This is a genomic window from Pseudomonas sp. XP2 (genome assembly GCF_053557975.1).
In genome coordinates, this window is record NZ_JBNRIK010000002.1 from 82535 (window position 1) to 108600 (window position 26066).

The 26066-nt window shown below is 56.4% G+C and carries 26 protein-coding genes and 1 pseudogene; 11 read left to right on the forward strand and 16 right to left on the reverse strand.

Annotated features, from left to right (window positions below):
* The first annotated feature begins 142 nt into the window (after positions 1-142).
* Complete coding sequence (locus tag ACK1VC_RS03215; protein ID WP_010951442.1) at positions 143-730, forward strand: hypothetical protein; 588 nt, start codon at positions 143-145, stop codon at positions 728-730.
* Between the two features lie 57 nt (positions 731-787).
* Here ACK1VC_RS03215 and ACK1VC_RS03220 read toward each other — a convergent pair whose 3' ends face one another.
* Both ACK1VC_RS03220 and ACK1VC_RS03225 read right to left on the reverse strand, forming a co-directional pair.
* Positions 788-2206, reverse strand: a complete 1419-nt coding sequence (locus tag ACK1VC_RS03220) for a heavy metal sensor histidine kinase (RefSeq protein ID WP_011953107.1) — start codon at positions 2204-2206, stop codon at positions 788-790.
* Positions 2203-2877, reverse strand: coding sequence for a heavy metal response regulator transcription factor (locus tag ACK1VC_RS03225; RefSeq protein ID WP_003253457.1), 675 nt, complete (start codon positions 2875-2877; stop codon positions 2203-2205). Before ACK1VC_RS03225 ends, ACK1VC_RS03220 begins: the two co-directional genes overlap by 4 nt.
* 689 nt (positions 2878-3566) lie before the next feature.
* On the opposite strand from ACK1VC_RS03225, the gene ACK1VC_RS03230 reads away from it, so the two are divergent.
* Positions 3567-3893, forward strand: a complete 327-nt coding sequence (locus ACK1VC_RS03230; RefSeq protein WP_011953106.1) for a DUF2790 domain-containing protein — start codon at positions 3567-3569, stop codon at positions 3891-3893.
* Between the two features lie 32 nt (positions 3894-3925).
* Here the strand turns inward: ACK1VC_RS03230 and ACK1VC_RS03235 are convergent, their stop codons facing one another.
* The 3 genes from ACK1VC_RS03235 to ACK1VC_RS03245 form a co-directional block, all read right to left on the reverse strand.
* A complete protein-coding gene (locus ACK1VC_RS03235; protein WP_011953105.1) occupies positions 3926-4276 on the reverse strand; it encodes a DUF3147 family protein in 351 nt (116 codons plus the stop codon).
* 157 nt (positions 4277-4433) lie between these two features.
* Positions 4434-5339, reverse strand: a complete 906-nt coding sequence (locus ACK1VC_RS03240) for a cation diffusion facilitator family transporter (protein WP_010951438.1) — start codon at positions 5337-5339, stop codon at positions 4434-4436.
* A gap of 54 nt (positions 5340-5393) precedes the next feature.
* Entirely contained in the window at positions 5394-5732 is a 339-nt protein-coding gene (locus ACK1VC_RS03245; RefSeq protein ID WP_071890582.1) for a zinc ribbon domain-containing protein, read from the reverse strand.
* 490 nt (positions 5733-6222) lie between these two features.
* On the opposite strand from ACK1VC_RS03245, the gene ACK1VC_RS03250 reads away from it, so the two are divergent.
* Together ACK1VC_RS03250 and ACK1VC_RS03255 are read left to right on the forward strand one after the other, a co-directional pair.
* Positions 6223-7920 carry a phosphoethanolamine transferase gene (locus ACK1VC_RS03250; protein WP_003298414.1) on the forward strand — a complete coding sequence of 566 codons (1698 nt, stop codon included), beginning with the start codon at positions 6223-6225 and terminating at the stop codon, positions 7918-7920.
* Positions 7921-8042: 122 nt separating this feature from the next.
* Entirely contained in the window at positions 8043-8171 is a 129-nt protein-coding gene (locus tag ACK1VC_RS03255; protein WP_003253468.1) for a hypothetical protein, read from the forward strand.
* 143 nt (positions 8172-8314) lie between these two features.
* Here the strand turns inward: ACK1VC_RS03255 and ACK1VC_RS03260 are convergent, their stop codons facing one another.
* The 7 genes and pseudogenes from ACK1VC_RS03260 to ACK1VC_RS03290 form a co-directional block, all read right to left on the reverse strand.
* Positions 8315-8521, reverse strand: a complete 207-nt coding sequence (locus ACK1VC_RS03260) for a hypothetical protein (RefSeq protein ID WP_011953104.1) — start codon at positions 8519-8521, stop codon at positions 8315-8317.
* Positions 8522-8535: 14 nt separating this feature from the next.
* Positions 8536-8745 (reverse strand): hypothetical protein, encoded by a 210-nt coding sequence (locus ACK1VC_RS03265; protein WP_015268418.1) that lies wholly within the window; start codon positions 8743-8745, stop codon positions 8536-8538.
* A gap of 220 nt (positions 8746-8965) precedes the next feature.
* Complete coding sequence (locus ACK1VC_RS03270; RefSeq protein WP_011953102.1) at positions 8966-9889, reverse strand: hypothetical protein; 924 nt, start codon at positions 9887-9889, stop codon at positions 8966-8968.
* Positions 9890-10199: 310 nt separating this feature from the next.
* Positions 10200-10433 (reverse strand): hypothetical protein, encoded by a 234-nt coding sequence (locus ACK1VC_RS03275; RefSeq protein ID WP_156867445.1) that lies wholly within the window; start codon positions 10431-10433, stop codon positions 10200-10202.
* A 417-nt stretch (positions 10434-10850) separates the two neighbouring features.
* On the reverse strand, positions 10851-11156 hold the full coding sequence (locus tag ACK1VC_RS03280; RefSeq protein ID WP_080516231.1) for an STAS-like domain-containing protein: 306 nt from the start codon (positions 11154-11156) through the stop codon (positions 10851-10853).
* A 123-nt stretch (positions 11157-11279) separates the two neighbouring features.
* Positions 11280-12299, reverse strand: coding sequence for an ATP-binding protein (locus tag ACK1VC_RS03285; RefSeq protein ID WP_015268415.1), 1020 nt, complete (start codon positions 12297-12299; stop codon positions 11280-11282).
* Between the two features lie 423 nt (positions 12300-12722).
* Positions 12723-13058 (reverse strand): annotated as a pseudogene (locus tag ACK1VC_RS03290) (helix-turn-helix transcriptional regulator); the annotation flags it as partial.
* A 47-nt stretch (positions 13059-13105) separates the two neighbouring features.
* On the opposite strand from ACK1VC_RS03290, the gene ACK1VC_RS03295 reads away from it, so the two are divergent.
* The 7 genes from ACK1VC_RS03295 (at position 13106) to ACK1VC_RS03325 (ending at position 19201) form a co-directional block, all read left to right on the forward strand.
* Positions 13106-13264 (forward strand): hypothetical protein, encoded by a 159-nt coding sequence (locus tag ACK1VC_RS03295; RefSeq protein WP_011953098.1) that lies wholly within the window; start codon positions 13106-13108, stop codon positions 13262-13264.
* A gap of 43 nt (positions 13265-13307) precedes the next feature.
* Positions 13308-15824 carry a heavy metal translocating P-type ATPase gene (locus tag ACK1VC_RS03300; protein ID WP_449117848.1) on the forward strand — a complete coding sequence of 839 codons (2517 nt, stop codon included), beginning with the start codon at positions 13308-13310 and terminating at the stop codon, positions 15822-15824.
* A gap of 337 nt (positions 15825-16161) precedes the next feature.
* Positions 16162-16362 (forward strand): heavy-metal-associated domain-containing protein, encoded by a 201-nt coding sequence (locus ACK1VC_RS03305; protein WP_004575963.1) that lies wholly within the window; start codon positions 16162-16164, stop codon positions 16360-16362.
* A 265-nt stretch (positions 16363-16627) separates the two neighbouring features.
* Positions 16628-17650 (forward strand): YVTN family beta-propeller repeat protein, encoded by a 1023-nt coding sequence (locus ACK1VC_RS03310; RefSeq protein ID WP_011953096.1) that lies wholly within the window; start codon positions 16628-16630, stop codon positions 17648-17650.
* Between the two features lie 138 nt (positions 17651-17788).
* The gene (locus ACK1VC_RS03315) at positions 17789-18244 is read left to right on the forward strand and encodes a hypothetical protein (protein WP_011953095.1); all 456 of its coding nucleotides are present in this window, start codon (positions 17789-17791) and stop codon (positions 18242-18244) included.
* A gap of 25 nt (positions 18245-18269) precedes the next feature.
* Positions 18270-18545 carry a DUF2933 domain-containing protein gene (locus ACK1VC_RS03320; RefSeq protein ID WP_011953094.1) on the forward strand — a complete coding sequence of 92 codons (276 nt, stop codon included), beginning with the start codon at positions 18270-18272 and terminating at the stop codon, positions 18543-18545.
* Positions 18542-19201 carry a methyltransferase family protein gene (locus ACK1VC_RS03325; protein ID WP_011953093.1) on the forward strand — a complete coding sequence of 220 codons (660 nt, stop codon included), beginning with the start codon at positions 18542-18544 and terminating at the stop codon, positions 19199-19201. Before ACK1VC_RS03320 ends, ACK1VC_RS03325 begins: the two co-directional genes overlap by 4 nt.
* 414 nt (positions 19202-19615) lie before the next feature.
* Here ACK1VC_RS03325 and ACK1VC_RS03330 read toward each other — a convergent pair whose 3' ends face one another.
* Genes ACK1VC_RS03330 through ACK1VC_RS03345 form a run of 4 tightly spaced genes read right to left on the reverse strand, consistent with a single transcriptional unit; the run spans position 19616 to position 25831 of the window.
* Entirely contained in the window at positions 19616-19963 is a 348-nt protein-coding gene (locus tag ACK1VC_RS03330; RefSeq protein WP_011953092.1) for a copper-binding protein, read from the reverse strand.
* A complete protein-coding gene (locus ACK1VC_RS03335) occupies positions 19960-23118 on the reverse strand; it encodes an efflux RND transporter permease subunit (protein WP_011953091.1) in 3159 nt (1052 codons plus the stop codon). The genes ACK1VC_RS03330 and ACK1VC_RS03335 overlap by 4 nt, the downstream gene beginning before the upstream one ends.
* On the reverse strand, positions 23115-24581 hold the full coding sequence (locus tag ACK1VC_RS03340; RefSeq protein ID WP_011953090.1) for an efflux RND transporter periplasmic adaptor subunit: 1467 nt from the start codon (positions 24579-24581) through the stop codon (positions 23115-23117). The genes ACK1VC_RS03335 and ACK1VC_RS03340 overlap by 4 nt, the downstream gene beginning before the upstream one ends.
* Complete coding sequence (locus tag ACK1VC_RS03345) at positions 24578-25831, reverse strand: TolC family protein (protein ID WP_011953089.1); 1254 nt, start codon at positions 25829-25831, stop codon at positions 24578-24580. Before ACK1VC_RS03345 ends, ACK1VC_RS03340 begins: the two co-directional genes overlap by 4 nt.
* Positions 25832-26066: the final 235 nt, after the last annotated feature.

The window sequence follows — 26066 nt, forward strand, 5'->3', positions numbered from 1 at the left end:
GATGCGTTAAATCTTCAAATCTGGAAGGATCATGTCTATCTCGGCACTGTCGAGGGCGACTTCGAATTTTCTCTTAAATTACAATTTTGATATCTAGCGCGTTAATTCAGCGCGGCGTTGTTGGCCGCCCTAGGAGATAGCCATGAATGACATAGAGCCCTGGGCAGTTGCTATCGGTGACTTTCGCCGCTGCACTGAAAAACTCACTGTCCAGCTCGATGAGCTGACCTCGCAGACGCGCACCTCCAGCGCTGTTCTGGAGAGGTCGAACGAACTGGTGGAGCAGGTGGACGCTGTCGGCCGGCAGATTCAGGAGGAGGTGCGAAAGGCGGAGAAGGCTTGGTCGAACGCGGAGGAGGTTGCCTTGCGCGCCGCTGCATCAGCGTATTCAGCTGCATGCCGCGGAGTCGACACCGCCATCCAGCCACTGATCTCGGAGCTTACAGCAGCGACAAAGGCGGCGGACGCCTCTATCCAGGAGCTCAAGCGGGCACCGGTGCTGGCCAAGCGTTATGTGATGGTGGTCGCCACGGCGTTCTTCATTCTGGCGCTGATCTGTGTCTACTCGACCATGCGCCTGATCGATGCCGCCGGCAGCGTAAGTGCTCAAGAGAAAGTGAATGCTCAGTACTTCTCACACCTGTGGAAAAACGCCAATCCTGACGAACAGAAGATTATTAAGTCGGTGATTCTGCGGTCGCCCATGGACCCTGTGGTCCTTCGGCACTGATGCATTGAGGCAAACAAAAGGCCCGTCGATTGACGGGCCTAATCGTGTCTGCGCAATTTAAGCGGCGGTCATTGCCGGCTGCATTTGCTGGGCTTCCGGAAAGTGAAGGTGGAACCAGGTGAAGTTTTCTTCGGTCACCTCCACGCTCGCCGATCCCTGGTGCAGACTCATGATCGACTGCACAATGGCCAAGCCAAGACCGGTACCGCCTTCGCTCCGTGCTCGGCTCTTGTCCACACGGTAGAACCGCTCAAACAAGTGCGCGTGGTGTTCCTTGGCAATACCACGGCCGGGGTTGCCGACACTCAACGTCGTACCGCTCGCACTATGCTGCACCTTAACGTAGACCGTGCGGCCGCGAGGGCAGTAACGGATCGCGTTCGAGACCAGATTCGAGACGGCACGTTGAACCATCAGGCGATTCCCGCGCACCACGTCATCACTGCCGGAGATCTGCAGCTGAATCTCGCCTTCTTCTGCTGAAATGCTGAAGAGCTCGCACACTCGCTGAACCTCGTCGACCAAGGAGACGGATTCGAACTCCACCATTGATGCTGGATGACTGACCTGGGCCAAGAACAGCATGTCGGAAACCATGCGGCTCATGCGGTCCAGCTCTTCTGTGCACGACTCCAGAACCTCCCGGTACTCGGAAAGCGATCGTTCTCTGGTCAAGGCAACCTGGGCCTTGCCCATCAGGTTGGAAAGCGGTGCTCGAAGTTCGTGAGCAAGGTCGTCAGAAAACTGCGAGAGCTGCTGAACCCCATCATCCAGGCGAGCCAGCATGATGTTGATGCCGTCGGCGAGCATTTTGAGTTCTGCCGGCATCCCATCAGTTGGAAGGCGATGGTCGAGGCTCTCGGTTGAGATTTTCGAGGCGATCTTGAGGAACTTGGTCAGTGGTAGCAGGCCTCTGCGCACAGTCCACCAGCCAATGGCCAAGATCAGTGCGAGGATGACGGGGGACATCATCAAGGCCCAGGTCAGCAACGCATCGAGCAGCGCCTCACTGGATGACTGGTCCATGGTCATATAGACGCTGACCTCTGTTCCATCGCCCAAACGCATGATTCGAGAAGCACTCAGCAGAGGACGGTCCTGCGTATCACGCCATTCGTGCTCTTTGGGCTGGGCCGCCGGCTGAAACTTGTGCACCTCCAGATTGACCTGTTTCGAGCCAATCGAGAGCAGGGGAGTCTGATTCTGTGAGGTATCGAATATGCTCACATACAGGTTGTTGTGGCCCATGACCAAATCGACAAGCTGATGCGCATCCGCGTTGACGCCGGAGATGTCCGGGATGGTGGACAGGTTGTGAGCCATCCCCGCCATCTTTACTTCCAGGTCTGCTCTGGCATTTCTTTCCAGAGCCTTGCCTACCATCAGATAGCCAAAGGTGGCGAACAGAAGCAGCAACGCTGCGCTCATCAACCCAACTTTTAACCCCAGCTTTGCAGCCAGGCTGAATGGCCTCATGCGCGTTCCTCAAAAACGTACCCAACGCCACGAAGCGTGTGAATGAGCTTGGTTTCAAACGGGTCATCGATCTTCGAGCGCAAGCGCCGGATGGCTACATCGATGACATTGGTGTCGCAATCGAAATTCATATCCCAGACCAACGAGATGATCTGAGAGCGAGTCAGCGCTTCGCCCGTTCGGCTCATGAGCAGGTGCAGAAGCGCAAATTCCTTGGTGGTGAGATCGATGCGTGTGCCACCGCGGAAGACGCGATGGCGGACGGAGTCGAGTTCCAGATCGGCAATTTTCAGCGAGCTCTTCTCGACTAACTCATCACCACGGCGTTGCAGCGAACGGATGCGAGCAAGCAGCTCAGGGAATTCGAATGGCTTCACAAGGTAGTCATCCGCGCCGCCGTCCAAGCCCTTGAGCTTGTCATTGATGCGTCCGCGGGCGGTCAGCATGATGATGCGGACCCGGCTGGTCTTACGGATGGTTTCCAGCAGGTCCCAGCCGTCGATACCCGGGAGGTTCACGTCCAGGAGGACCAACGAATAGACATTAGTGTTGAACAAGTGCAGAGCATCTACACCGTTGTGCACGATATCTACGACATACCCGCTTTCGGATAGGCCCTGCTGAAGATATTCGGCAGTTTTAATTTCGTCTTCCACAACTAGAACGCGCATAACTTATCTCAAGGTGTGAGGAAGGAGTTGGCCTAATCCGCCAAGATTATGGTTGCAGGCTGTTCGAAAGTTTGGCTGAGGGTATGGCATGTGGTAGTCGCTACCTCTGTCCATACGCCGGGTCACCTGAGGACGCTTGAATCTTAACGCGAAGAAGCTGGCCGCGGCGAAATCCTACAAATTTGTAATGTAGCCGCAAGATTTCTGACAGTCATGCAGGCTCCACCCCTAAGCATAGCGGATTCTGGGGCCTGCGGCGGTGTATGACAGATTCGCCTGGCAGGTGGAATCGGCCAGGACAGGCAGCATTTCGGTCGTTAGCTTGCAAGGACTGGTACTGGCCTTGGATCGAGGGCGCCACGCAGGCAGACCCCATGCACGGCCGCAAACCGCAGCGCCTTTCTGCAAATTAGTTCACGTGGCGGCTCGATATTCTCTCGAATAATTATCTTACAATCTATTACATGTCCAAATTGTAATTGCCCGATCATCTTGGTGTTAGCCTCCTTTGCTAGTTTAAGGGCAGCGGAAGAGGCATCGCTGCTTTGGAAATTGTCTCATTTCAAAGCAGCTTGGCAAGAGCACCGAGCAGTTGTTCGCGCCAGTGCATTCACCTGTAAACCATACGCTCCTTTGGTAGGTGAATTTTAGCGCCCCCCTACGGGCGCTTTTTTATTAAGGGACTTCTTATGAACACTACTGTATCAGCGATCGCCGTGTTTTTGCTCTTTACATCACTAACAGCCAATGCCCAAAGCGGTATGGAGATCAATAAACGCATCGAGCGTACTGCTAGAGAGGCTACAGCGGATTATGCTCAACGCGTAAAAAAGCCCATGCCTCAACTAGAAGACTACGCCTATGGCATGGACCTGGACGTTGGTAAGTTGGTGTATGTATCACCCAGTGTGCGGTACTGCGGTAATGTAAGAAGCATGATGACCTACGAAGACTCGAAAGGCGAACTGCACATGGTTCGCTACCTGGTGAAGGGCGAGTGTGTTAATAGCCGTTAAGACTCATCAAGATGATCCCTGCGGCCACCGGATCATAGAAGCTCAATGCCGAACCGGCGCAGCAGTATGGCGAAGCCTCCGAAGCTGGCCATTGTGATGAGGATGCTGCTGATCAGTGTCGGCCAAAAGCCGAGCTTAGGTAGCAGCAATGGAAAAGCAATAAACATCGGTAGGGTCGGAAGCACGTACCAGAACGTGTACCAAGCATGGTTGGAGATCTTCTCCATGCTCTGGTTCTCTAAATAGAGCCAGACCAACGTCACGACCGTGACCAAGGGTAGGGCGGCGACCAAGCCGCCCAGCTTGTCGCTGCGTTTCGCCAGCTCTGACACGAGAATCACTATACCGGCAGTGAGTAGGTACTTCGTGATGATCCAGGCCATCGCTGAGCCTTCTGGAGGTTGTTGACGAGGGCAGGCGAAGCCATTCACCAACCCCCTTGAAGCGCTCCTGCCGTTTACGGCATCCCTCACCGCATTTTTTTTGCAACATCACCCTCAGCCAGGAGGGTGATGTGTTTGCATGGTGTTTACCGATCGGTCAGTGCGAGGGTGAGGGAACGCTCTCGTGGAAAGCTGCCCGCTCGATCTGGATGGTGCAGTGATGGATTTCGAATGCATCGCTGACAGCATCCACGACGGCCGCCAACACAGCATCCCCATCTGCAGAATCCCGAACCACTACGTGCGACGTCATCACGTTACTGCCACTGCTGACAGCCCACACGTGCAAGTCATGAACGTCCGTCACGCCATCTACTCCGAGGATGGTGGCCTCGATTGCCGTAACGTCGAGCCCCCTCGGGACACCCTCCATGAGGATCCCCAGGCTTTCGCGAAGCAACTGCCACGTCCGCGGCAGAACCCAAAGGCCGATCGCCACAGCGACAATCGTGTCGACCCAGGTCCAGCCGGTGAAGCGGATGATAAGTGCCGCGATGATTACGCCAAGCGAGCCGAGCATGTCGCTCCAAACTTCGAGGTAGGCTCCTTTGACGTTGAGGCTTTCGTTGCTCGCAGATGCCAGAAGGCGCATCGAAATTAGGTTGATGATCAGGCCGGCGATTGCGATCCACATCATCGCTCCGGTAGCGATCTCCGCCGGCATGAAGAAGCGCTGGTAGGCCTCATACAAGATGTACATCGCCACCAGGAAGAGCAGCACGGCGTTGAACGTCGAAGCCAGAATTTCCAGGCGCGCATAGCCGAAGGTTCTTTTCTGATCCGCCGGCCGCTTGGCTATCTGAAGTGCAATCAGTGAGATCGCCAAGGCGGCAGTATCTGTGAACATGTGAGATGCGTCCGACAGCAGCGCCAGGCTGCCGGTAATCCACGCACCGATCACTTCTGCAATCATGAAGCTGCCAGTCAAGCCGAGCGCCATGATTAGCTTCTTCTGATGCCCCTCGCGTACTGCAGCGCTGCCATGGTCATGATTTGAACCCACGTATTTCTCCTTGCGCAGGGTTGTGGTCTCGTTGGCCTTCCTGTCTACCTAGCCTTAGAGCGTCGCTTGGCCACAGTGACTGCAAAATCTTGCTCCTGCACTCAGCAGCGAGCCGCAGGCGGTGCAACCACTCGATAGCGGTGTTCCGCAGTTTAGACAAAAGCGTGCTGACGGATCGTTGGCCGTCCGGCACTGCCTGCAGCCCTGCAGATCTTTGATGGGGGCAGGAGTGGGAGGGCGCCCGCCGTCATACACCTGATTACCGCCGTCGCAGCCCTGCTGCCGGCCATGGCGATCATATTGCTCGGCCCCATGTCCCCCGCTGTGGTGCTTGCCTCCACCGTGGTTTCCACGGCCATGGTGCCCGCCCAGGATGTTTTTGAAAAAGCTCATGGTATTCGCCCCTCATTGATGGGTGACATATTAACGAGCAAAAGTTGAAAATAATATTCTGCTCGCGAGAAAGACTTGTAAGTTGAATTGAAAGTTCAAAATTAGCCTACGACAAAACGAAACCGTTTTGTTTGTGAAATTAAATTTATCTAGCTGAGCGGAGCATTGCTTTTGGTGGGTAGTATCCCCCTAATTTTGATCATAGCGTGATCAATGACAATCAAAACAGCAGTAATTGGATTTCTGTCAGCATTGTAATCCCGAGGTCATCGTGTCGTTATCAGGTCCCGGAAATAATGCGCTCAGCGAGATTCATTTCTCTTTTTATCCCTATGCCTCACACATACTAAGCGTCCCCAACGCCTAGGGGCCTAAGGCCTCTGACGCTCCGCACATTGCGCAATCGCTCAGCATCTGTCGACGGTTTGCCTTGTAGCTCCCGCTAACTCCATAGCTACCGCCATGGATAAGCAGCTTCCAGAGTTTGATAATGACACCTTCCAAATCCATTGTTCACACCCTGTTAAGCAAATGGATCTTTGCTATTCGCAATGCGCGGCAGAAAGGCATCAGTACTAATTTGCTAATCGGCCTGGTGACTTTTTGGTTACTGCTATTCGCGAACGCTGAGCTCTGGAACGTGCTCTGGAAGCTGGTATTCAAAACCGATGAAGTGAACTGGCAGCTAGCGGCTAGCCTCCCAGTCATAGTATTCGCATGGGTGTTTACCGTTCTGAGCTTGCTGTCATGGGGGCGGCTGGCCAAACCCATACTGTGCCTGGTACTGATCAGCGCGTCTTTTGCGAGTTACTTCATGAATGCCTACGGCATCGTGATCGATTACACAATGTTCACCAACGTTGTGGAGACCGACGTCGCTGAGGCAACCGAGCTGCTGAATTGGAAGCTCGGTCTTTGGGTCGCAATGGTTGGGGTGTTGCCCGTCTACCTGATTGCCCGGGTTCCCCTCCGGCGCAAGCCTTGGGCCAAAGCTTTGGTCAGCAGGTTCATTGCTCTGTCGCTCGCTCTGTTGACCTTATCTGGCATCGCGTTGAGTCAGTACCAGTCGTATGCCTCCTTGCTGCGCAACAATCGGGAGATCCGGCTGATTCTGGTACCTACCAACTTGTTTGCGGCTGGCCATGGGTACCTGAAGCGTCAGCTGGCCTCACCTAAAACGCTGACGGCCATTGGTACTGATGCGGTAGTTAATCGACAGGGTGCGGCTCGTAAACCCAGGCTGCTGGTACTGGCAGTAGGAGAGACCGCTCGCTCCGCCAACTTCTCCCTCAACGGCTACTCCCGTGAAACGAATCCGGAACTAGAAAAGCGAAATGTCATTAGCTTCACGAACGTGAGCTCCTGCGGTACCGCTACCGCGGTCTCGCTGCCATGCATGTTCCTGGACGTGGGTAAGGCCCAGTACAAAGATGGCTTGGCCAAGAGCCGAGAAGGGCTGCTCGACGTGCTTCAACGCGCTGGCATCAGTGTCATGTGGACTGACAACAACTCGGGGTGCAAAGGGGTCTGCGACAGGGTTCCCAACCACAAGGCTGCCTCTCACGCGGATTCCCAACTGTGCACCAGCGAGGAGTGTAAGGACGGGGTGCTGCTCACGGAGATGCAAGACTTCATCAAGCGCCAGGAAGGCGATGCTGTCCTGGTGCTCCACTACAAAGGCAGTCACGGCCCGGCCTACTACAAGCGCTACCCCTCGCAATTCAAGAAATTCGCACCGGTGTGCGAGACCAACGAGCTCGACAAATGTAAGCAGGAGGAGGTGGTCAATGCCTACGACAACTCAATCCTCTACACCGATTATGTGACTGCAAATCTCATCGATATCCTGGCGGCCAACACCAAGTTCGACACTGCGCTGATGTACGTTTCGGACCACGGCGAATCGCTGGGGGAGGGTGGGCTCTATCTACACGGGCTGCCTTACGCGATGGCTCCTGACGAGCAAACAAAGGTGCCGTTGGTACTTTGGATGTCTGACTCGCTCGCGAAGAGCGAAAAGGTCAACGTGGGTTGTTTGAAAGCTCAAACCACGTCACCGCTGAGCCACGACAACCTGTTCCACACCGTGCTCGGCATGATGAACGTCCAGACGTCTTCGTATCGCTCAGCGCTGGATTTCACTGCCCCTTGTAAGCCCTTTGTCGGAGGCTCTTATTCTGGCCTCTGAATGTTCGATGTGGACCGGATCATCGGCCAGGCGGTTCTGCACCAGCCTGCTTTGACAGCTGAGAGAAGCTGGACTAATTACATAGCTGCATTCAACAACCCAAGCGGAAAAGGAAGTTTTGCATGAGCATCAAGCCAGGCCCAAAGCGCACCAATGAAGATGGCACTCCGGACAAAAGGCAGCGAGTCACCCCTGAAAAGCAGAAGGACCATCCGGACCTGAAACCCCACAAGCACAAAAAGGGGGAGTAAGAAAAAAGCAGCTCTCGGGAGCTGCTTTTTTTTTGGGGCTGTGTGCAAACCCTCCCCACCGTCTCGCTGATCAATCGGACCGCGTCGTGAGTCTTCCGCTTGGCTTGATGGATTCTGAAGCTACCTCCGGATCGGTTATCCCTTCAGTGCGGACGACGAGACTGATATCCCAGAGCGTTGAGCTGATACTCGCTGACAGCCCGAAATTGTGATTCTGCGATTTGACGCAGGCGCTCAACCTCTTCGGCAGATGAGCCAGAAGCCTGCGCCTCGTGGTATTGCTTCATCGCATCCACTGCGTCGGTATACATGGGGTGGTCGGGGAGAAGAGCTGGTATCTTTTTCGTCATGTAGCGGCAGGTCCTCACTGGATAGTCGACGGTGGTTTACCTGCTTTGAGGAGCTGAAAATCAATGACCGCCTGATAGAGCGAATCTGCCAATAGGTGAAGACGCTGTACCTCAAGGTCTGGCAATCCAGCAGCCTCCGCTTCGTGGGCCTGTCGGATAGCTTCAAGCGCTTGCCTCATCAGTGGCTCACCAGCCTCGACCATTCCAATGAATGTGCGCTTCACAACATTTTGCTCCACTCAGCTGAAGATGAATTATAGGACACCGCGGCGTGGCAAGGCCCCGAGCAGCACAGGTGTTCGACGTCCGGCTGAACGAACCAATGAGGAGCGCGCTGGCCTGGGGAGTGGCCAGGGCGCGTGTCATAGCTACGTTGTAAACCACTTTTTTCACTGTAAACCACTGTGGTTTACAGTGAAAAAAAGTGGTTTACAGCAGGCCTCCTCAGGCCTGAGTCAGCTCCAGCAGATCGCCCAGTTCCTCCCGGGCCATCTTCACTCTATCCATTCTGCGATAAGGATGATCAACCGGCATCCGGATAAGAGATTCGAACCAAGCCGAATCGAATTTGATGACTTCCTTGTGAATGTGCTCAAGCTCACCTCCGCGAGGCTGTGACACTACAAACTCCATGCTTTCAACCAAGCCAGACGCTTCACTGTCTTTGACGATTCGATGGCGGATGAAACTCATTTTGAGATCAAAATATGCCGCCTTCGAACCAGGCACCTTCTTCGATTCCAGCCGACCAGTGCTGCTGATTTCCGCCCCCGGCACCTCAGCGGCAATAGCTTTCACCAGCTCAGCATTTCCACTGACCTTCTGGCCAAACAGGCGGGTGGCGTCCGACATGTAAGCAAAGATCCATGGCACATTGCGAAGCGTCGCGCCGGTATAGAGGTAGCCACGCTCTCCCTTGTAACGCTGCAGCATGCCTCTCAACGCGTTCTCGGAAAGGACCAGTTGGGTCTCTTTCTCCAGGATGTAAACCACGCGATCGAACTGTTCGATCAATAGCTTGAGAATCTTCCGCGGGACGCCGTCAAACCTGGTTTTTCGTTCTGTTTTCTTATGCTGGCGAGGCTTGAAGTACGGGCAATCGTTACGGGCCTCACTATCAAATGGAGCGATGCCGCGAATGCTCTTAGTAGCATGTTTCCCGAATGGGTTCTTCACGTTAGGCGGTAGCTCATACAGCCCAACCAGCTGGACAGGGTTGTCGCATGCCGGGCATACAGCAAACTGAGCTAGCTTGCCCGCACTTCCAGGCTGGTACCACGGATCTCTGCGGAAGGTCTCGGCCTCGAAACCTTCCTTGTCGATGATCTTGCTTTCTGTGTCTTCGATGCGGAGCTTATAGACATCCATCTTTGCTGAAACCGTATCAATAGAGGGTTTCTGGATGGTAACGAGCGAGGATAGGCAGCAGTAGGCCTAACTGACCCTTTTGGTGGTCACCCACTGGTTTGAGGCCAGCCCAAAGCATGCCTGATCGACCTGGGCGGGCCCTAGAAACAACTAACCCCCTGATGCGCAGTACAGGTCTGGGACCTGCCCGAGGCGTGGGGGCTATTCTTGGAGCGACAGTGACACCGGCTCCGGAGAAAATCAATTGGTTTGTAGAGCAGCCGGTCAGCTAAGGTCAAACCCAGATCCTAAAGGGGAGGCCGATAGCAGCTCAGTCAGCATCATCGGCACCTTCTTCATCTTCATCGGTATCCCCAACACTGAGCCAGTCGTGAAGGTTGTACCGCACGAAGTCTTCCGCATCGAGCATGGTAAAGTCTTGTAGCACCGTGACGTCTGCTCCACCGAAGTACAGCCCATCGTTGAGATTTCTGGCCACCCCGAGCACTTCATTCAGCTGGTCGTGCAGCTCATTTGCGCGCCTGGCGTGCTCTCGTTTGGTCAAAAACCGGAACACCACCTCGTAGGGCTCAGGGGTGGTATTACCCGCTTTGCTTCAAGCCGCAGGAGTTGCAGGTCCGTTGCAGCTTGATGGTTTTACTTAAGGAGCCAAGCCAGCTCTCCAATCCGCAGATGCTGTGCACATTTTTTTGCACATATCTCACGCCACGATACCCCAGTAGATTCAGGCTTTTCGCAGCCTTTGCATAGGTGAGTCGCGATGGATTTCTACACATCTCAATGAGGAAACCTAAGCTCCGTTTTCCACGTATTCCTCCGCTACAGAACGCTTTTCTGCGGTGTGTCCCCTGACATTCGCTTTTCAGGGCGAGCTATGGGGGCCACTCAAGACGGCTATCTTTTGCCTGGCACCAATGAAAAGGCCCTCAATATTGAGGGCCTTAAATTCAATGCGGATCCGTCACGCGGGCATTTTTTGCAGCTGTCGAACTCGATCATGGACCACAAATTTAATGATTCCTTTGACATCGTTGGTGCAGTTTTCAAAGGCAAGGCGCGATACCACCTGGCGACCCTCCTTCAGAATCAGCGCCCCGATCAACTCGTCGACGAAGGACTGAGTGACATCGTTCCCAGCGAAATCTATGACAACGCTCTCACCACTGCTGAGCGAGCGTTCGATTTCGGTACGGTAGGGGATCGCTGAAGCTCGCATTCCGTACGTTCGGATAGAACTATCCCTACTTAATCGAATTTGAGTTTGCATGTCGTAACCCCTTGTATTGCATAATCCTTTTTTGCAGCCCGAGAGTTTCAGTTGACGCTGAATCTCCCATTTACCGCTCCTTGCATGATCGACTCTAGCCCTCGAGCTATCAAAAAGCCAGAGCTAGCGGAAATTCAGATCTAGGTCGAGATCGTCGTCAACCTGTCCTGCATCGTCCTTCGGCAGCAAGTCACTGATCGAAATGGTGGGCAGCAGCTCACGGGTACAGCTAAACGCGATCGATACACCATTCCACAGCGCATCATGCAGCTCCTGAGACTGCCGACGCTTTGTGTCATGTATGCCATTGCCGCTCACGATGATCAAACCACCGCCCGCCGCGTCTGCAATTTTTGCGGTAGTTGTTAACCCGATACCTTGGTTCTCGCTACCCAGGATCTGGGCCATCGCACCCCGGTTGCAGCTCACTCGCGGTTTGAGTGCCGCCTCGATCGCGTGCAAATGCGTGCGGTCATGAAGCTCAGGGTGATTCCTCAGTGTCGCGAGAAACCCACACCCATTATCGACGATGGCCATGCGTACAAGGTTCAATTTTGGATAAAACTGACAGGTCAGCCAAACGGCGGCGTCACCACGTCCCTCTCTGCGGGCGTGAGTAAGCGAGTTTTCCAATAGCTCCTTGAGCGAATACTCCAGAGGGCCCCGGTAGGAGTCAAACTCATTCCGTCCCGTGTGCTCGTCGACTGGGGCATCCGGGTCCGATTGAGTCAACCTTCCCGTAATAGCTCTAGCGAGGCGAGAGGCTGCAGCCTCTGCTTGATGGTGTTCGCTGATTTTGGTGATTTCCACCAACGAGGTGCTTCGGTCGTTTCGACGTCCTACCCCCGATAGATCTACACCCTCTACATCAATGTCCTTGAAAAAATCCATCCTGGCCAGGTAGGAGGTCAGGTCTCTGCTCAAAAACTGCATCGAAACTCGCTTCTGGACCAACTGGTTTTCAAACAACGCTCGCAGCGTGGCCATCCCTAACGGATCGATATACGAGAGGTTGCTAGCGTCTAAAACGATGTCACCAGGGCAGTTAATGATTTCTGCGCACACAGAAAACAGGTCATGGGGCGATCTTGAGCCAAGCCCCCAAGGAAGAACGATCGCGTTTTCAATATCGATGGCCTGCATGCAATTCCCTGGCAACGGAGCTAACCCTTTCGGATAGATATAGGGCTCGATAGTAGCCCATTGCCTGCCGGGTAAGCACTCACCTATTTTTTGACGAGTAGTGCCGGCATAGAATTGGCGCGCGGCAGTAGCGGCCTGTGGATGGTGGATCGCGCTCGCCTTGGGCTCAACACGCACGAAGAAAACACGGCCAACGCCCTGCCACGGGTCAGCCATTCAAGCAAAGATGGCCAGATCAAAGCCTTGTGCGAGAGCACTGGAGCAGGTTTGTGAGTCCGCCGAGCAGTTTCATCTCCGACGTCTGCTGTGGGCAAAGGCAAAGCTGGAAGGGGAACAGCGAAGAGTGACCCGATCAGCGCTGTACCGCACCGCATGTATCAGGTCTGGGGCTTGAGCTGTTAGATCGCATAAGGCTACCTTGGCCGGCAACTGGAGAACGAACTGCTCCTCGTCTTCCAATGCGTTGGCGTGGAAGTAACTGAGGAAGTACTCGCTTTGACGGAACTGGTCAGAAGCGATCTCCTCCAGGCGTTACAGCCCACTGGGCAGGCCTTCCTGACAGGCCTGGTAGAAGGGGTCGAGCAAGTATAGGCCGTCCAGGCAGGAAAGCATGGACGGCGTTCCCCACCGGGAGCCGGCGTCGTACTCCTCCAGCGGCTTGGGCACTCCCTCGCCGGGGTACAAGGCAGCCAGCGCATTGTCGAAGGGCAACCACTGGTGCAGCAGCAGGATCAGCAACCTCCAGAAATGATCTATGCCATGACGCTACACCACAACAATAATCGACACGCTTACAGGAGCATTGATTGGCGTCACAGCTGTTCAAGGAGATGTTGTCTAGGCTGGACAATACGGCAGCGGCCGATATTTCCCACCCAGCTTGGGAGTTGATCATGATGGAGCCCATCGCCGTGGTACAGATCTGGCAATACCTTTTTGGCGGACTAAAGGCGGTATTGCACTGATCATGCTGGCCATATTTGGCCTGTTTTATGTGGCTCGTGCACTATGGCCACCTGTCACAGGCACTACAGTTATTTAATTTTGTTGCTCTGTCCGCTGACGCAACTCTTCGGGCACAACCATGGCGGGTATTCTCACCAGAAGGGTGAAGACTCGTCCAAACCGGACAACAAAGGGAACTACTTCATGCACACCGAATCGTGCCAGCATGACCATGACCATGACCACTCGCACCCGTATGAGCAACCGGATGGTAGTCAGCGCGATTTGGTATGCGGTATGACGGTGCCACCGGATAGTCGCTACTTCGAGCTATACGAGGGAAGGACATACCGCTTCTGCAGTGAAAAGTGCCTGACGAAATTCCGCGCAGCGCCTGTGCATTATCTTAGCCCTCCCCAGGACCAAGAACACGCGGGCCATCTCCACTCGGCTGCCCCGCAGCCAAGCAACGCGGCGGACGCCGAATACACTTGCCCGATGCATCCCCAAATCCGCCAGCGTGGGCCGGGCAGTTGCCCAATCTGTGGCATGGCCCTAGAGCCGGTAATACCGGAGCTTGAGGAAGACGAGAACCCGGAACTCAAGGACTTCTCCCGCCGCTTCTGGTGGACCTTGCCCCTGACGGTCATCGTGACCGTGTTGGCCATGACTGCCCACCAACTCCAATTGCTGCATGGTGCCACACAGAATTGGGTGGAGTTGATTCTGGCCACTCCCGTGACACTATGGGCTGGCTGGCCGTTTTTCGTGCGTGGGGTCGCATCGATTCGTAATCGCAGCCCGAATATGTGGACCCTGATAGGTTTGGGAACGGCTGCGGCGTACCTATACAGCGTTGCGGCCACAGTGTTCCCGCAGGTTTTCCCGACGACTTTCATGCAGGATGGCCGCATCGGTGTCTACTTCGAAGCGGCTGCAGTCATCATCTCATTAACGTTGCTCGGCCAAATGCTCGAGCTCAAGGCGCGCTCACAAACCTCCGCCGCCATCAAGTCGCTCCTGGGTCTTGCCCCCAAGACGGCCCGTCGCATCGGGGCCGATGGTCAGGAGGAAGATATTCCGCTCACCCACGTGCATACGGGCGACCACCTGCGCGTTCGCCCTGGCGAGAAGGTGCCGGTCGACGGGGTGGTCCTGGAAGGCGAAAGTGCTATCGATGAATCCATGCTGACAGGCGAGCCCGTGCCAGTGATGAAGAAAGCTGGGGATGCACTCATCGGTGCCACGCTGAATACCCACGGCAGCCTTGTGATGGCGGCGCAGAAGGTCGGCGCCGAGACAGTGCTCTCGCAAATCGTGCAGATGGTCGCGCGGGCTCAGCGCTCGAAAGCCCCGATGCAGCGGATGGCGGACACCGTGGCCGGCTATTTCGTCATGGGGGTGATTCTGGTCGCGCTGGTCACGCTCTTCGGCTGGGGGCTTTTCGGACCGGAGCCTGGCTGGGTCTTCGGCCTGATCAATGCGGTCGCGGTCCTGATCATTGCCTGCCCCTGCGCGCTCGGCCTAGCCACTCCCATGTCGATCATGGTCGCTACCGGGAAGGCTGCCAGCAGTGGCGTGCTCTTCCGAGACGCCAGTGCTATCGAGAACCTCTGCAAGATCGACACGCTGATCGTCGACAAGACCGGGACCCTCACCGAGGGCCGGCCAGTGTTTCATAGCGTGGTCGGTACCGGGCAGTTCATGCCACCCGAAGTCTTGCGCCTTGCCGCCAGCCTGGACCAAGGCAGCGAGCATCCGCTGGCACATGCGATTGTCGATCATGCGCGAGCGCATGGACACAGCTTGTCCAAGCCAGAGGCGTTTGAGTCGGGCTCTGGGATCGGTGTACGTGGCCAGGTGAACGGCAAACGGCTGCAGCTTGGCAACACGACCTTGATGGAAGAGGCTGGCCTCGACACCAGTCCGTTGCGAGACCGCGCCGAGCAGCTGCGTCTGGAAGGCATGAGTATCATGTACTTGGCCGTCGATGGCGTGCTCGCTGGCCTGCTAGCGGTGTCCGATCCGGTCAAACCCACCTCCAAGGAGGCGGTAACCCGGCTACAGGCAGAAGATGTGAAGGTCATCATGGCCACCGGCGACGGCCTGACTACGGCACGTGCGGTCGCGAAACAACTCGGCATCGAGGAAGTCCACGGAGAAGTGAAACCCGAGGACAAGGAGCAACTGGTGGCGCTCCTGCAGGGCGATAAGCGCCGGGTTGCCATGGCAGGAGATGGGATCAACGATGCCCCTGCGCTGGCCCGGGCTGATGTCGGGATCGCCATGGGAACTGGCACCGATGTTGCCATGAACAGCTCCCAGTTGACGCTGGTCAAGGGCGACCTGATGGGCATCCTGCGGGCCAGAACACTATCCGTGGCCACGGTGAAGAACATGCGTCAAAACTTGGGCTTCGCATTCTTCTACAACGCTATGGGCATACCGCTGGCGGCAGGTTTGTTCTACCCGCTTACCGGCCATCTATTGTCACCGATGATTGCGGCATTGGCCATGAGCGTAAGTTCGGCTTCCGTGGTATTCAACGCACTGCGGCTGAAGCGCGTAGTCACAGACTGAAATGGGCACACCGCAACCTATGAGAGGAAGTTCCGCCATCAGCGTTTCAACGCCTGATCCATATGACTGACTGTCTAGGGCTTTGGCCTTAGCGGGTATGTCCGCGAGTTCGGCGCCAATCTGGTCCTGATGGAGGACATCGGGCAACTGCGACGTCCGCCATCTTCTGCCAAGATCGTAAGGGACAATTGTGATGCAGCAGGGGCCGCCGCCAGAGGAGTTGGACAAGATTTCAGGGCGAAGATAAATCCTTTGACCGGGCCTTGACCTTGTCATCGTGTCAAGGTTGAAGCTGTAAATGCGGCGAGAAAAGCCGTACCAGCATGAGAGGCCCGCTATGTTCGTTTTGGAAGTTTCCGGTATGGGATGTGGCAGTTGTGTCAACAAGATCACCAAGGCCATCCAGGCTGCCGATGGCGACGCGAAGGTGATCGTTGATCGTGCTGCCGGTACAGTGAGTGTCCAAAGCAACATCGAGGCGGAACGCGTCGGTGCACTGGTCCAGGCGCTTGGTTACCCAACCAAAGTCAGTCGCTAAGTCTCGTTACCGCTCAGATGGCAAGCCGCCGTGCCATGTTTCATGGCGCGGTTTCTTCATATACAGCCTGATGTCGACTGACTCCGGGTCGGGATAGCCAGCAATACTCCCCAAGAAATGGACGGCCTTCGATCACCCAGTGCCGAGTCAAGCTGTGGACGTTGACGCTGATCAAGAAAATGCTTCGCGATTGGTGTTTATCTTGAGTAAATGTATAGGCCAGCCTGGCTCACATACCCCGGCCCCTCGTTGGAGCTCATTCACAATGATGACTGCCAAGCGGTTTAGTTCTATGGCCTTGGGGATATCCCTGCTCATCCCTCTGGGGCTGGTCATGGCAAACCCTACGGGTAACGTCTACACGGCCAATGAACGGTCCGCTTCCATTAGCCAGGTAAATCTTGCGACAGGTGATGTGAGCACGGTCGCCTTGCCGATCGCACCCCACAACCTACAGGTTTCGCCCGACGGCAGCTTGCTTCTGGTTGTTGGAGTGGCTGGACATGCGGGGCATTCGAGCGGTGAAAAGCCCGGTGGGCAGTTGCTGGTGTTCAGTACCAGCGCGCTGGACAGGCCACCGTTCAGCTTCCCGGCAGGCGATCACCCGGCTCATGTGGTCACCGACGTCACCGGGCTGCGAGCTTTTGTGACCGATTCCGCTGCCAACCAGGTGCGAGTATTTGACCTTGAGCAGCGAATCGAGTTGCCCGGTATTCCAACTGGGCGTTATCCCCATGGGCTGCGCTTGAGCCCTGATGGCCGGACACTCTATATCGCGAACATGAAGAGCGACAGCGTATCGCTTATCGATGTCGTCACACTCAAAGAAACCGCGCAGATTCCCGTGGGCAAAGGCCCTGTCCAGGTCGGCTTTGCCCCTGACGGTCGCCTGGCATTCGTCTCGCTCAGTGCGACAAATCAGCTTGGCATCATCGACACGGCCAGACGCAAGGTGATCAGCAAGGTTGATGTCGGCCGCACGCCAATCCAGATGATGGCCACCGTTGACGGTCGCCAGGTCTATGTCGCGAATCAGGGCAGTGGCCAGAATCCGGACGACCGAGTCTCCATCGTAGATCTCCAGACGCGTAGCAGCCTGGGCACCGTGACCACCGGCAAGGGTGCCCATGGTGTGGCCATCAGCAGCGACGGCGCTTATGTGTTTGTCAGCAATATTGAAGCGGGCACCGTATCTGTCATCGATACGAGCAGCCGAAAGGTCGTTGCTACCCATAAGGTTGGCGCCGGGCCAAACGGGATCAGCTTCGAGCCGCCGAGTGCCCAATAATAGCCCGTCGGTGTACAACCCGAGCACGACGCGAAAAATGAGCATTCACGCCGGCGCAGTAATTTGCTTGTCGTGCCAGGTGAGGCCTAGCGCCCAGACCAAGGCATCCGGCTTTAAAACAGTGCTAAGGAGATGATGATGAACAACGTTCGAAATTTACTGATCGGACTTTGTTTGGCCGCAGCGTCCGTGGGCGCCATGGCGCAAAACACCGATGAACACTCGACACATCACCCGGCCGATGCGCCAAGCGCGGCGGCTACCGAGAAGACGCCTTCTCAGCCAATGGACAAAGGGCAAATGGCGGCGATGGACCAGCAAATGAAGGCCATGCAAGCCATGCACGAAAAGATGGCTGCAGCCAAAACGCCGGAAGCCCGTCAGGCGTTGATGGCCGAGCATATGGCGCTGATGAAAAATGGCATGGCCATGATGAAGTCCATGGAGGGTGGCATGCCTGAAATGGGGGGCATGCATGGCGGCATGGGCGGGGATATGGCCGCCCGCCACCAGATGATGGAAAAGCGCATGGACATGATGGAGTCGATGATGCAGATGATGATGGACCGCATGCCATCTGCTGCATCGAAGTAACCCATCTCCTTTCCCAGGAGTCGCTATGAACCCTCACTTCGATGAAAACGGCTCACCACACAGTTTCTGGCGTTCACGCTATGCAATCGGCCTGGTGGTAATCGGTGGGATCGCCGTCTACTTCCTGCTCACCGAGCACCTTGCCCATGTCGTTGGAGCCCTGCCTTATCTGTTGTTGCTCGCCTGTCCGCTGATGCATGTCTTCATGCATCGAGGACATGGGGGACACCATCACCAGGGCCAGAGCAAACCGGCCCCCTCCGATAAGGCTGATATCCATAAGCCGGGAGATCCATCATGAATCATGGTGAAAGCGCGTATGGCCTCTGGTCGCTGGTTTTCATCAACTCCGCGATCTTCATCATGTTTGCCTTCAGTTTCTTCAAGCCGGCAACGGCGAGAGACTGGAGGAGCTTCGGTGCATTCTCGGCCTTCATCGTTGCCCTGTTTGTGGAAATGTATGGCTTCCCCCTGACGATCTATCTGTTGTCAGGCTGGTTGCAGGCCAGGTTCCCCAACCTCGATCTGCTTTCCCACGAATCCGGCCATCTGTGGTCGACGTTGCTCGGTGACCAGGGCAACCCACACTTCAGTGTTTTGCACATTGCCAGTTACCTATTCCTGGGTTTCGGCTTCTATTTGCTTTCTGCCGCCTGGAACGTGCTATATCACGCGCAACGCCGCCGTTCACTTGCAACGGTCGGGCCCTATGGCTGGATCAGACATCCGCAGTACGTGGCATTTGTGCTGATTCTTCTGGGCTTTCTCCTTCAGTGGCCGACGCTGCTGACGCTGGCAATGTTCCCGGTGTTGCTGGTGATGTACGGGCGTTTGGCGGTTTCCGAAGAGCGGGAAATGCACAAGCAGTTTGGCGCTGCCTACGAAGCTTATACCCGCGTTACGCCTAGGTTCGTTCCGCACCTGCGCGAAAGGTTGGGTGGGGGTCATAGAGGCTGAAGCGTAGGACGAAGGAGCTACATGCCAGGAGGGTTTCAGCGGCAGTGTTTCTAGCGGGAATAGGGTATCCAAAGTCTGTTTGCTCGGATAACACTCTGAGTTGTCGCGGGTTTTCTTGTCGACAAGCTCGGTGGAATCCTTGTTGGCGTTCGGATAACTCAGGCAGTTGGATGACTTTGCGATGCCCTGTCCGCTTTCGACCCATATAGATCGTGATGCACGAAGATCTCTGCTCAAACGTCAGCTACTACTCTGATCTGAATGCATCCCGGCTACAGAGCGCAAAGACCAACTAGCGTCCCGAGGCACAGAGCTGAAGGCGGCGCGGTCAGGAATTGCGGCAGCACTTTTTCCAAAGTTTGGCTAAATGACCCTGCCTATCAGCTCTAATAGGCAGGGTTAGAAGTCAATCCGTCACTGCTTGCGAATGCCTACGATCGTCGCTGTGCCCCCATTCATTCGGAAATCGAAGCTGACCTTGTCGCCTACCTTGAGTCCCTTGAGTTGCTGCTCGGTAGCGCTGAAGCCCATGGTCATTGCCGGCCATTTCAGGGCTGATACTGGTCCATGCGCCAAGGTAACTTTACCTGGTTCCAAAGCTTTGATGGTTCCCTCAGCCGATGCAGTCGGAGCCGCCTGGCTGCCTTGGGTCTCGTTGCCTTCCATGGGCATATTCTTCATATCCGTGCCATACATGTCTTGGGCCTGCACCGCCGCCGCAACGGCGAACACCAGGCCAGCGCTGATCAGTAGCTTCTTCATCGGGTTACTCCTGTTTGGGGGTTATCGTGTACAGCGAGTCCGCGGCGCCTGACGAGCCAGTAAGCCGCAGGGATTACAAATAGTGAGAGCAAAGGCGCGGTGAGCATGCCGCCGACCATGGGTACAGCGATCCGGCTCATGACTTCGCTGCCGGTACCGCTACTCCAGAGGATTGGCATCAAGCCTGCGACGATCACTGCTACGGTCATGGCTTTGGGGCGGATGCGCTGCACGGCCCCTTCGCGGATAGCATCCAGAAGCGCAGGTTGCCCCTGCGTACCGTTGCCGTTTCGTTCAGTCCAGGCATTGTTGAGGTAGATCAGCATGATGACTCCAAACTCTGCTGCGACCCCAGCCAAGGCGATAAAACCGACACCCGTGGCCACCGACAGGTTGTAGCCCATCATGTACAGCAGCCATACGCCGCCGGTTAGCGCAAATGGCAAGGTAGCCATGATCAGCAGCGCTTCACCGAGGCGGCCAAACGTGAGGTAGAGAAGGACGAAAATAATGGCCAGCGTCGCCGGTACTACCCATGCTAAGCGCGCATTGGCGCGCTCCAGGTATTCGAACTGCCCGGAATAGCTCAAGCTTATGCCAGGATCGAGCTTCACCTGCTGATCGACTAGCCGGCGCAGGTCGGCAACGACGGAGGACAGGTCCCGTCTCCGCACGTCGATATACACCCAGCCCGAGGGGCGCGCGTTTTCACTCTTGAGCATGGGTGGACCGTCCGCAATACGCACCCGTGCCACGGTTCCCAGTGTGATTCGCCCCCCTTGGCTGGTGTAAATCGGTAGCTGCCGCAGGGCATCAACAGAGTCACGCCACTCCCGTGGGTACCGAACACTGATGGGATATCGCGCCAGGCCTTCTACGGTTTCGCCGATGTTTTCGCCCCCAACGGCGCCGGCAACAATCGCTTGGACATCAGCAATGTTCAGGCCGTAACGCGCTGCGAATTGGCGGTCGATATCCAGATCGATGTAGCGTCCACCGGTTAATCGCTCGGCGAGGGCGGAAGTCACCCCTGGAACCGTTTTGGCCACCTTCTCGATAGCCAGAGTCACCCGGTCGATCTCATTCAAATTGCTGCCGGCAACCTTTACGCCGATCGGGCTTTTGATACCGGTTGCGAGCATGTCGATACGGTTTCGAATCGGTGGGATCCAGATATTGGTTAGCCCAGGTACCTGCACGGTACGGTCCAGCTCTTCGATCAGCTTCTCAGTGGTCATCCCTGCTCGCCACTGATCCTTCGGTTTAAGTCGGACAGTCGTCTCGAACATCTCCAGCGGGGCCGGGTCGGTCGCTGATTCAGCCCGGCCCGCTTTACCGAAGACACTGGCGACCTCCGGTACCGTTCGGATCAGCCGGTCCGTACGTTGCAAAAGCTCAGAGGCTTTCTGCGCCGAAAGACCTGGCAGGGCAGTCGGCATGTACAGCAAATCGCCTTCATCCAGTGGCGGCAAGAATTCGCCGCCGAGCTGGCTCAGGGGCCAGACACTGCTGAGCAAAATCAACAGTGCACCCGCCAACGTGAGCTTTGGCCGGCGTAGAACGATCTCCAATGCTGGGCGATAGAGCCGTATCAGGGTTCGATTGAGTGGGTTGCGCTCTTCTGCCGGTAAACGACCCCGAATCCAGTACCCCATCAGCACGGGTACCAGGGTAACCGAAAGGCCCGCTGCTGCTGCCATTGCATAAGTCTTGGTGAATGCGAGGGGCGCAAACAGCCTTCCCTCCTGAGCCTGCAAGGTGAATACCGGTATGAAGGACAGCGTAATGATCATGAGGCTGAAGAACAGCGCAGGCCCGACCTCGACTGCTGCCTCAGTCATCACTTTCCAATGATCTTCGCCACGCAACGACTTTCCAGGGTGCCACGTATGCCAAGCCTCAACCCGTTTGTGCGCGTTCTCAATCATCACCACAGCGGCGTCCACCATCGCACCGATTGCAATGGCTATGCCCCCAAGCGACATGATGTTGGCGTTGATGCCCTGGTGGCGCATGACGATCAGGGCAATGAGGACACCAACCGGAAGCGAGACGATGGCGACCAACGATGAGCGCAGATGCCAAAGAAATGCAGCGCACACCAGTGCGACCACGATGAACTCTTCAATCAGCTTCTGGCTCAGATTTTCCACAGCACGATCGATCAACTGGCTACGGTCGTAGGTAGTGACCAGCTCGACCCCGGCAGGCAGGCTTTTTTCCAGCGATTCAAGCTTGGATTTGACGTGAGCGATGGCATCTTTCGCATTCTTGCCACTGCGCAGAATTACTACGCCGCCCACCGCTTCGCCCTGTCCATCAAGCTCGCCGATGCCGCGACGTGCCTCAGGGCCCAGCTGTACAGTGGCTACATCGCCCAGTGTTACGGGTATACCCTTCGCAGCCAGGCGCAGGGGAATGGCTCGGAAATCATCGAGTGACTTCAGATAGCCGGAAGCCCTTACCATGAACTCAGCTTCGCCTTGTTCGAGCACGCCGCCACCGGTTTCCTGATTGGCCTTGGCGATGGCGTCCGAAACCTCAACTTGAGTGATTCCCAAGCTGGCCATGCGCAGCGGATCGAGCACTACCTGGTACTGCTTGACCATCCCGCCTATCGTCGCCACTTCGGCAACGTCCGGAAGAGTTTTCAACTCGAAGCGCAGGAACCAGTCCTGAAGGCTGCGCAGCTGTGCCAGGTCATGGGTACCACTGCGGTCCACCAGCGCATACTGGTAGATCCAGCCTACACCAGTGGCATCGGGTCCGAGCACTGGCTTAGCGGACGCCGGTAATCGAGACTGAACCTGGCTTAGGTATTCGAGCACCCTGGACCGCGCCCAATAGAGATCTGTGCCGTCCTCAAACAACACATATACGAAGCTGTCTCCAAATGCTGAAAAGCCCCGCACTGTCTTGGCTCCGGGTACGGAAAGCATTGTGGTGGTCAGGGGATATGTCACCTGATTTTCCACGATCTGCGGTGCCTGCCCTGGGTAGGAGGTGCGGATAATCACCTGCACATCTGACAGGTCAGGCAACGCGTCGATCGGCAAACTGCGCAGAGAGAAAACGCCCCAAGCTACGGCAAACAGTGTTGCCAGCAGGACCAGGACGCGGTTGCCAACCGACCAACGAATCAGGTTCGCGATCATGGCTGGTTCTCCTGCTGGGTTATTTGCTCGATGACCATGCCTTCATCGCGCTCGCGCACTCCAAACCGGATGCGTTCGCCAACCTTGAGTCCGGCAATCAAGCGGGGATCTGCCACAGGGAAAGTCATCGTCATACCAGGCATGCCCAGCGTCACGAACGGTCCATGAGCGATGGTCAGCTGATTACCTTCTATTTGAACGATGCGCCCATTGGCCTGATGTAGAGCCGGCTGTACAGGTTGCGCAAGTGGAGCATCGCCAGCAGTAACGGCCTCGATACCTTTCAAGCTCGCTTCGGAGTCCAGCAGAAACTGCCCGGACGCCACAACGCGCTGGCCCGCCTGAAGGCCTCGCAGCACGACCACCTGGCCAGCACTTTCCTGGCCGAGCACTACTTCCACCGGCCGGAATCGACCTCCGTCTTCTGACACCATTACGAGATCGCGTTTCCCCGTCCGAATGATCGCCTCGGCTGGCACCAGTAGGCTGTCATCCTGTTGCCCGGACGGATGGAGGGAAACCTGCGCGGTCATGCCTGGGCGCAACCGGCCGCCGGGGTTGGGCAGTTCTATACGAAGCCGCAAGGTGCGGCTTTGCAGATCCGCATCAGCCAGCAATGCGGTCAGCTTGCCGGGAACAGGTTCGCCTGGGAACGCTGCCAGATTCGCCTGCACTGCCTGTCCTTCCTGTAGGCCTTGGGCTTGCGCTTCAGGTACTGCGGCCTCAAGCCAGACGTTCGCGATACCATTGATCTTCGCCAACGTTGCACCCGGTGTCATTGTCATGCCTGGCCGCAATTCCAGAGCCTGAAGGACGCCTGCTGTTGGGGCCAAGAGCGTTACCGAATTCTGGACCCTTCCCGTACGGTCAATCCGGTTGATAAGATCGGCAGGCATACCCGCCAGCAGTAGTCGTTGCCGAGCTGCAGCGCGCAATTCATTGTCCCCAGATCGCTGAAGCGCCAGGTACTCTTCCTGCAAGCCCGCCCATTCAGGCGTCAACACATCTGCCAATGGGGCGCCCTTGGCAACCACGTCGCCTGTAGCGCGGCCATAGGTGCGTTCGACGTAGCCACCGGTACGAGCCTGCAGAACGCTAAAATCCCGCTCATCGAAGGTAAGCACGCCGCTCACCTGGAGGGTTCGAGCAAGCTGCCCTTTCGCTACGGTAGCCAGACGGACCCCCAGGTTTTGTTGGAGCCCCTGTGAAACTTGAACTGCGGGGCTCACCTCAGCAGCGGTGCTTTCCTGGTACTTCGGCACCAGTGGCATGTCCATGAAGGGCGACTTGCCCGGTGCTGGAAAGTGCTGCTGGGGGTACATCGGGTCATACCAATACAGCACCTTCTGTAGCGTTTCAGGGGAGGCAGTGGACACCTGCCCACGCTTTGCTAGCTGATAGCCAACGCCACCGCCGATAGCCAACGCGGCCAATACCACAAGGCTGATAGTTGAATTTCTCATGCGCGCACCTCTCCATACGCGAAGTGCAGCCGTGCAGCTGTCGCGGCCAACTGTCCTTGCAGATCGATGTCTTGCAGTCGTGTTTCAACCCGCTGACGTCGAGCGGTGAGAACCTCACTTAAGGGTGATTTACCGGCTCGATAGTCAGCAAGGGCGAGGCGGACTCGATCCTCCGCTAGCGGTAACAATGTTTCACGGCTGCGCTGCACTGCTCGCTGCAATCGCTGGTAATCCGCAAGATCTGTCTCCAGCTGCGCTTTATGCTCACGCAATGCCGCTTCCTGTTCGTCCTCCAGTTGCCGGACTTGTGCGCGACGTGCCGCGATCATCGGGTCCTGCCGTGAGCCAGCGAACAAGGGCAGTTGGAAACTTACCTGCAGGCTCACCATATTGCTGAATTCAGGCCCGCGCCGCTGGTAATCCACCTGCCACCCCCAGTCCGACTTCTTTTCTGCCAAGGCTTGGTGCACTTGAGCTTGTGCTTCCCGCGTAAGGGCGTTGTAGGTCGCCAATTCTGGATGTGCATGTATAGCGTGTAGATAGTCCGGCGCGCTCACTGGCCAGCGCGGAAATGCTTGAGCTTGCGGATCAGCATCCTCTCCAATCCATCGCTTGAGTGCAGCCCGTGCCTGAGCGGCCTGTGTGAGCAGAACATCTTTTTGCTCATCGAGTTGCGCAGCTTCCTGGTCAGGAGCAAGTGCGTCGGCCGTCGCGCCGGTACCGCCGGCCAGGCGTGCGCGGATTGCTGCGGCCAACAGACGGTTTTCTTTGTAGAAGTCCTCAAACTGCTGCAGTTTCCGTTGAACGGTGTACGCCGCGACCCAAGCTTGGGCTGTGGCAGCACGCACTTTTAAGCGCTCGAACACCGCCTCTGCATCGGCTCGCTCAACGCTCGCTCGTGCCGTCTCAACTCGTGCCTCCCGCTTGTCCCGGTTTGGTACTTCCTGGGAGAGGCCGACAACCTGCATCGTCATGAAATCGCGGTTCATGCTCCAACGATCACTGCCGTCAACAGGAAGGTTCTGCACTCCTAGGTTGAGACGTGGATCAGGCAGCTCGCCTGCTGGGATCACAGCGTGTCGAGCGGCCGTCATTTGCTCTTGCCTGGCCTGGAGGATGGGGGCATTGCGTTCGGCAAGTTGAAGCGCTTCCTCCAGAGACAACGGTGTAGCCTGAGCCGGTAACGTCGACAACAGGCTGATCAGAGCGGCCAGACATGCCATCCCTAATCGGTAACGTGGGGGAGTCATGGAAATGATTCCTCAAAAAATCAGCGCGCAAGCGCATGCCATCATCCGGCTGCAAAACAGGACGATGGGGTGAATTTAAGAGGTAATCAGGCGCGGGGTGGCCGCCAAGGGTCAGGAGGCGCCCTGTTTACGAGGCTCACCGCATAGGTATCTACTGGCCTAGGCGCAGAATAGGTGAGCGTGGGGTTAATTATTTCGACCTGAACTGTGCTCGCGGTTCTACACTCCTGGCCCA

Excerpts from the sequence above, each read along its gene's own strand:
- ACK1VC_RS03305 (WP_004575963.1), top strand. The coding sequence starts at position 16,162 with ATGTTCGTTTTGGAAGTTTCCGGTATGGGATGTGGCAGTTGTGTCAAC.
- ACK1VC_RS03315 (WP_011953095.1), top strand. The coding sequence starts at position 17,789 with ATGAACAACGTTCGAAATTTACTGATCGGACTTTGTTTGGCCGCAGCG.
- ACK1VC_RS03285 (WP_015268415.1), bottom strand. The coding sequence starts at position 12,299 with ATGCAGGCCATCGATATTGAAAACGCGATCGTTCTTCCTTGGGGGCTT.
- ACK1VC_RS03250 (WP_003298414.1), top strand. The coding sequence starts at position 6,223 with ATGACACCTTCCAAATCCATTGTTCACACCCTGTTAAGCAAATGGATC.
- ACK1VC_RS03225 (WP_003253457.1), bottom strand. The coding sequence starts at position 2,877 with ATGCGCGTTCTAGTTGTGGAAGACGAAATTAAAACTGCCGAATATCTT.
- ACK1VC_RS03235 (WP_011953105.1), bottom strand. The coding sequence starts at position 4,276 with ATGGCCTGGATCATCACGAAGTACCTACTCACTGCCGGTATAGTGATT.
- ACK1VC_RS03320 (WP_011953094.1), top strand. The coding sequence starts at position 18,270 with ATGAACCCTCACTTCGATGAAAACGGCTCACCACACAGTTTCTGGCGT.
- ACK1VC_RS03230 (WP_011953106.1), top strand. The coding sequence starts at position 3,567 with ATGAACACTACTGTATCAGCGATCGCCGTGTTTTTGCTCTTTACATCA.
- ACK1VC_RS03270 (WP_011953102.1), bottom strand. The coding sequence starts at position 9,889 with ATGGATGTCTATAAGCTCCGCATCGAAGACACAGAAAGCAAGATCATC.
- ACK1VC_RS03260 (WP_011953104.1), bottom strand. The coding sequence starts at position 8,521 with ATGACGAAAAAGATACCAGCTCTTCTCCCCGACCACCCCATGTATACC.
- ACK1VC_RS03300 (WP_449117848.1), top strand. The coding sequence starts at position 13,308 with ATGGCCACCTGTCACAGGCACTACAGTTATTTAATTTTGTTGCTCTGT.
- ACK1VC_RS03335 (WP_011953091.1), bottom strand. The coding sequence starts at position 23,118 with ATGATCGCGAACCTGATTCGTTGGTCGGTTGGCAACCGCGTCCTGGTC.
- ACK1VC_RS03340 (WP_011953090.1), bottom strand. The coding sequence starts at position 24,581 with ATGAGAAATTCAACTATCAGCCTTGTGGTATTGGCCGCGTTGGCTATC.
- ACK1VC_RS03255 (WP_003253468.1), top strand. The coding sequence starts at position 8,043 with ATGAGCATCAAGCCAGGCCCAAAGCGCACCAATGAAGATGGCACTCCG.
- ACK1VC_RS03245 (WP_071890582.1), bottom strand. The coding sequence starts at position 5,732 with ATGAGCTTTTTCAAAAACATCCTGGGCGGGCACCATGGCCGTGGAAAC.
- ACK1VC_RS03325 (WP_011953093.1), top strand. The coding sequence starts at position 18,542 with ATGAATCATGGTGAAAGCGCGTATGGCCTCTGGTCGCTGGTTTTCATC.
- ACK1VC_RS03330 (WP_011953092.1), bottom strand. The coding sequence starts at position 19,963 with ATGAAGAAGCTACTGATCAGCGCTGGCCTGGTGTTCGCCGTTGCGGCG.
- ACK1VC_RS03310 (WP_011953096.1), top strand. The coding sequence starts at position 16,628 with ATGATGACTGCCAAGCGGTTTAGTTCTATGGCCTTGGGGATATCCCTG.
- ACK1VC_RS03280 (WP_080516231.1), bottom strand. The coding sequence starts at position 11,156 with ATGCAAACTCAAATTCGATTAAGTAGGGATAGTTCTATCCGAACGTAC.
- ACK1VC_RS03220 (WP_011953107.1), bottom strand. The coding sequence starts at position 2,206 with ATGAGGCCATTCAGCCTGGCTGCAAAGCTGGGGTTAAAAGTTGGGTTG.
- ACK1VC_RS03345 (WP_011953089.1), bottom strand. The coding sequence starts at position 25,831 with ATGACTCCCCCACGTTACCGATTAGGGATGGCATGTCTGGCCGCTCTG.
- ACK1VC_RS03215 (WP_010951442.1), top strand. The coding sequence starts at position 143 with ATGAATGACATAGAGCCCTGGGCAGTTGCTATCGGTGACTTTCGCCGC.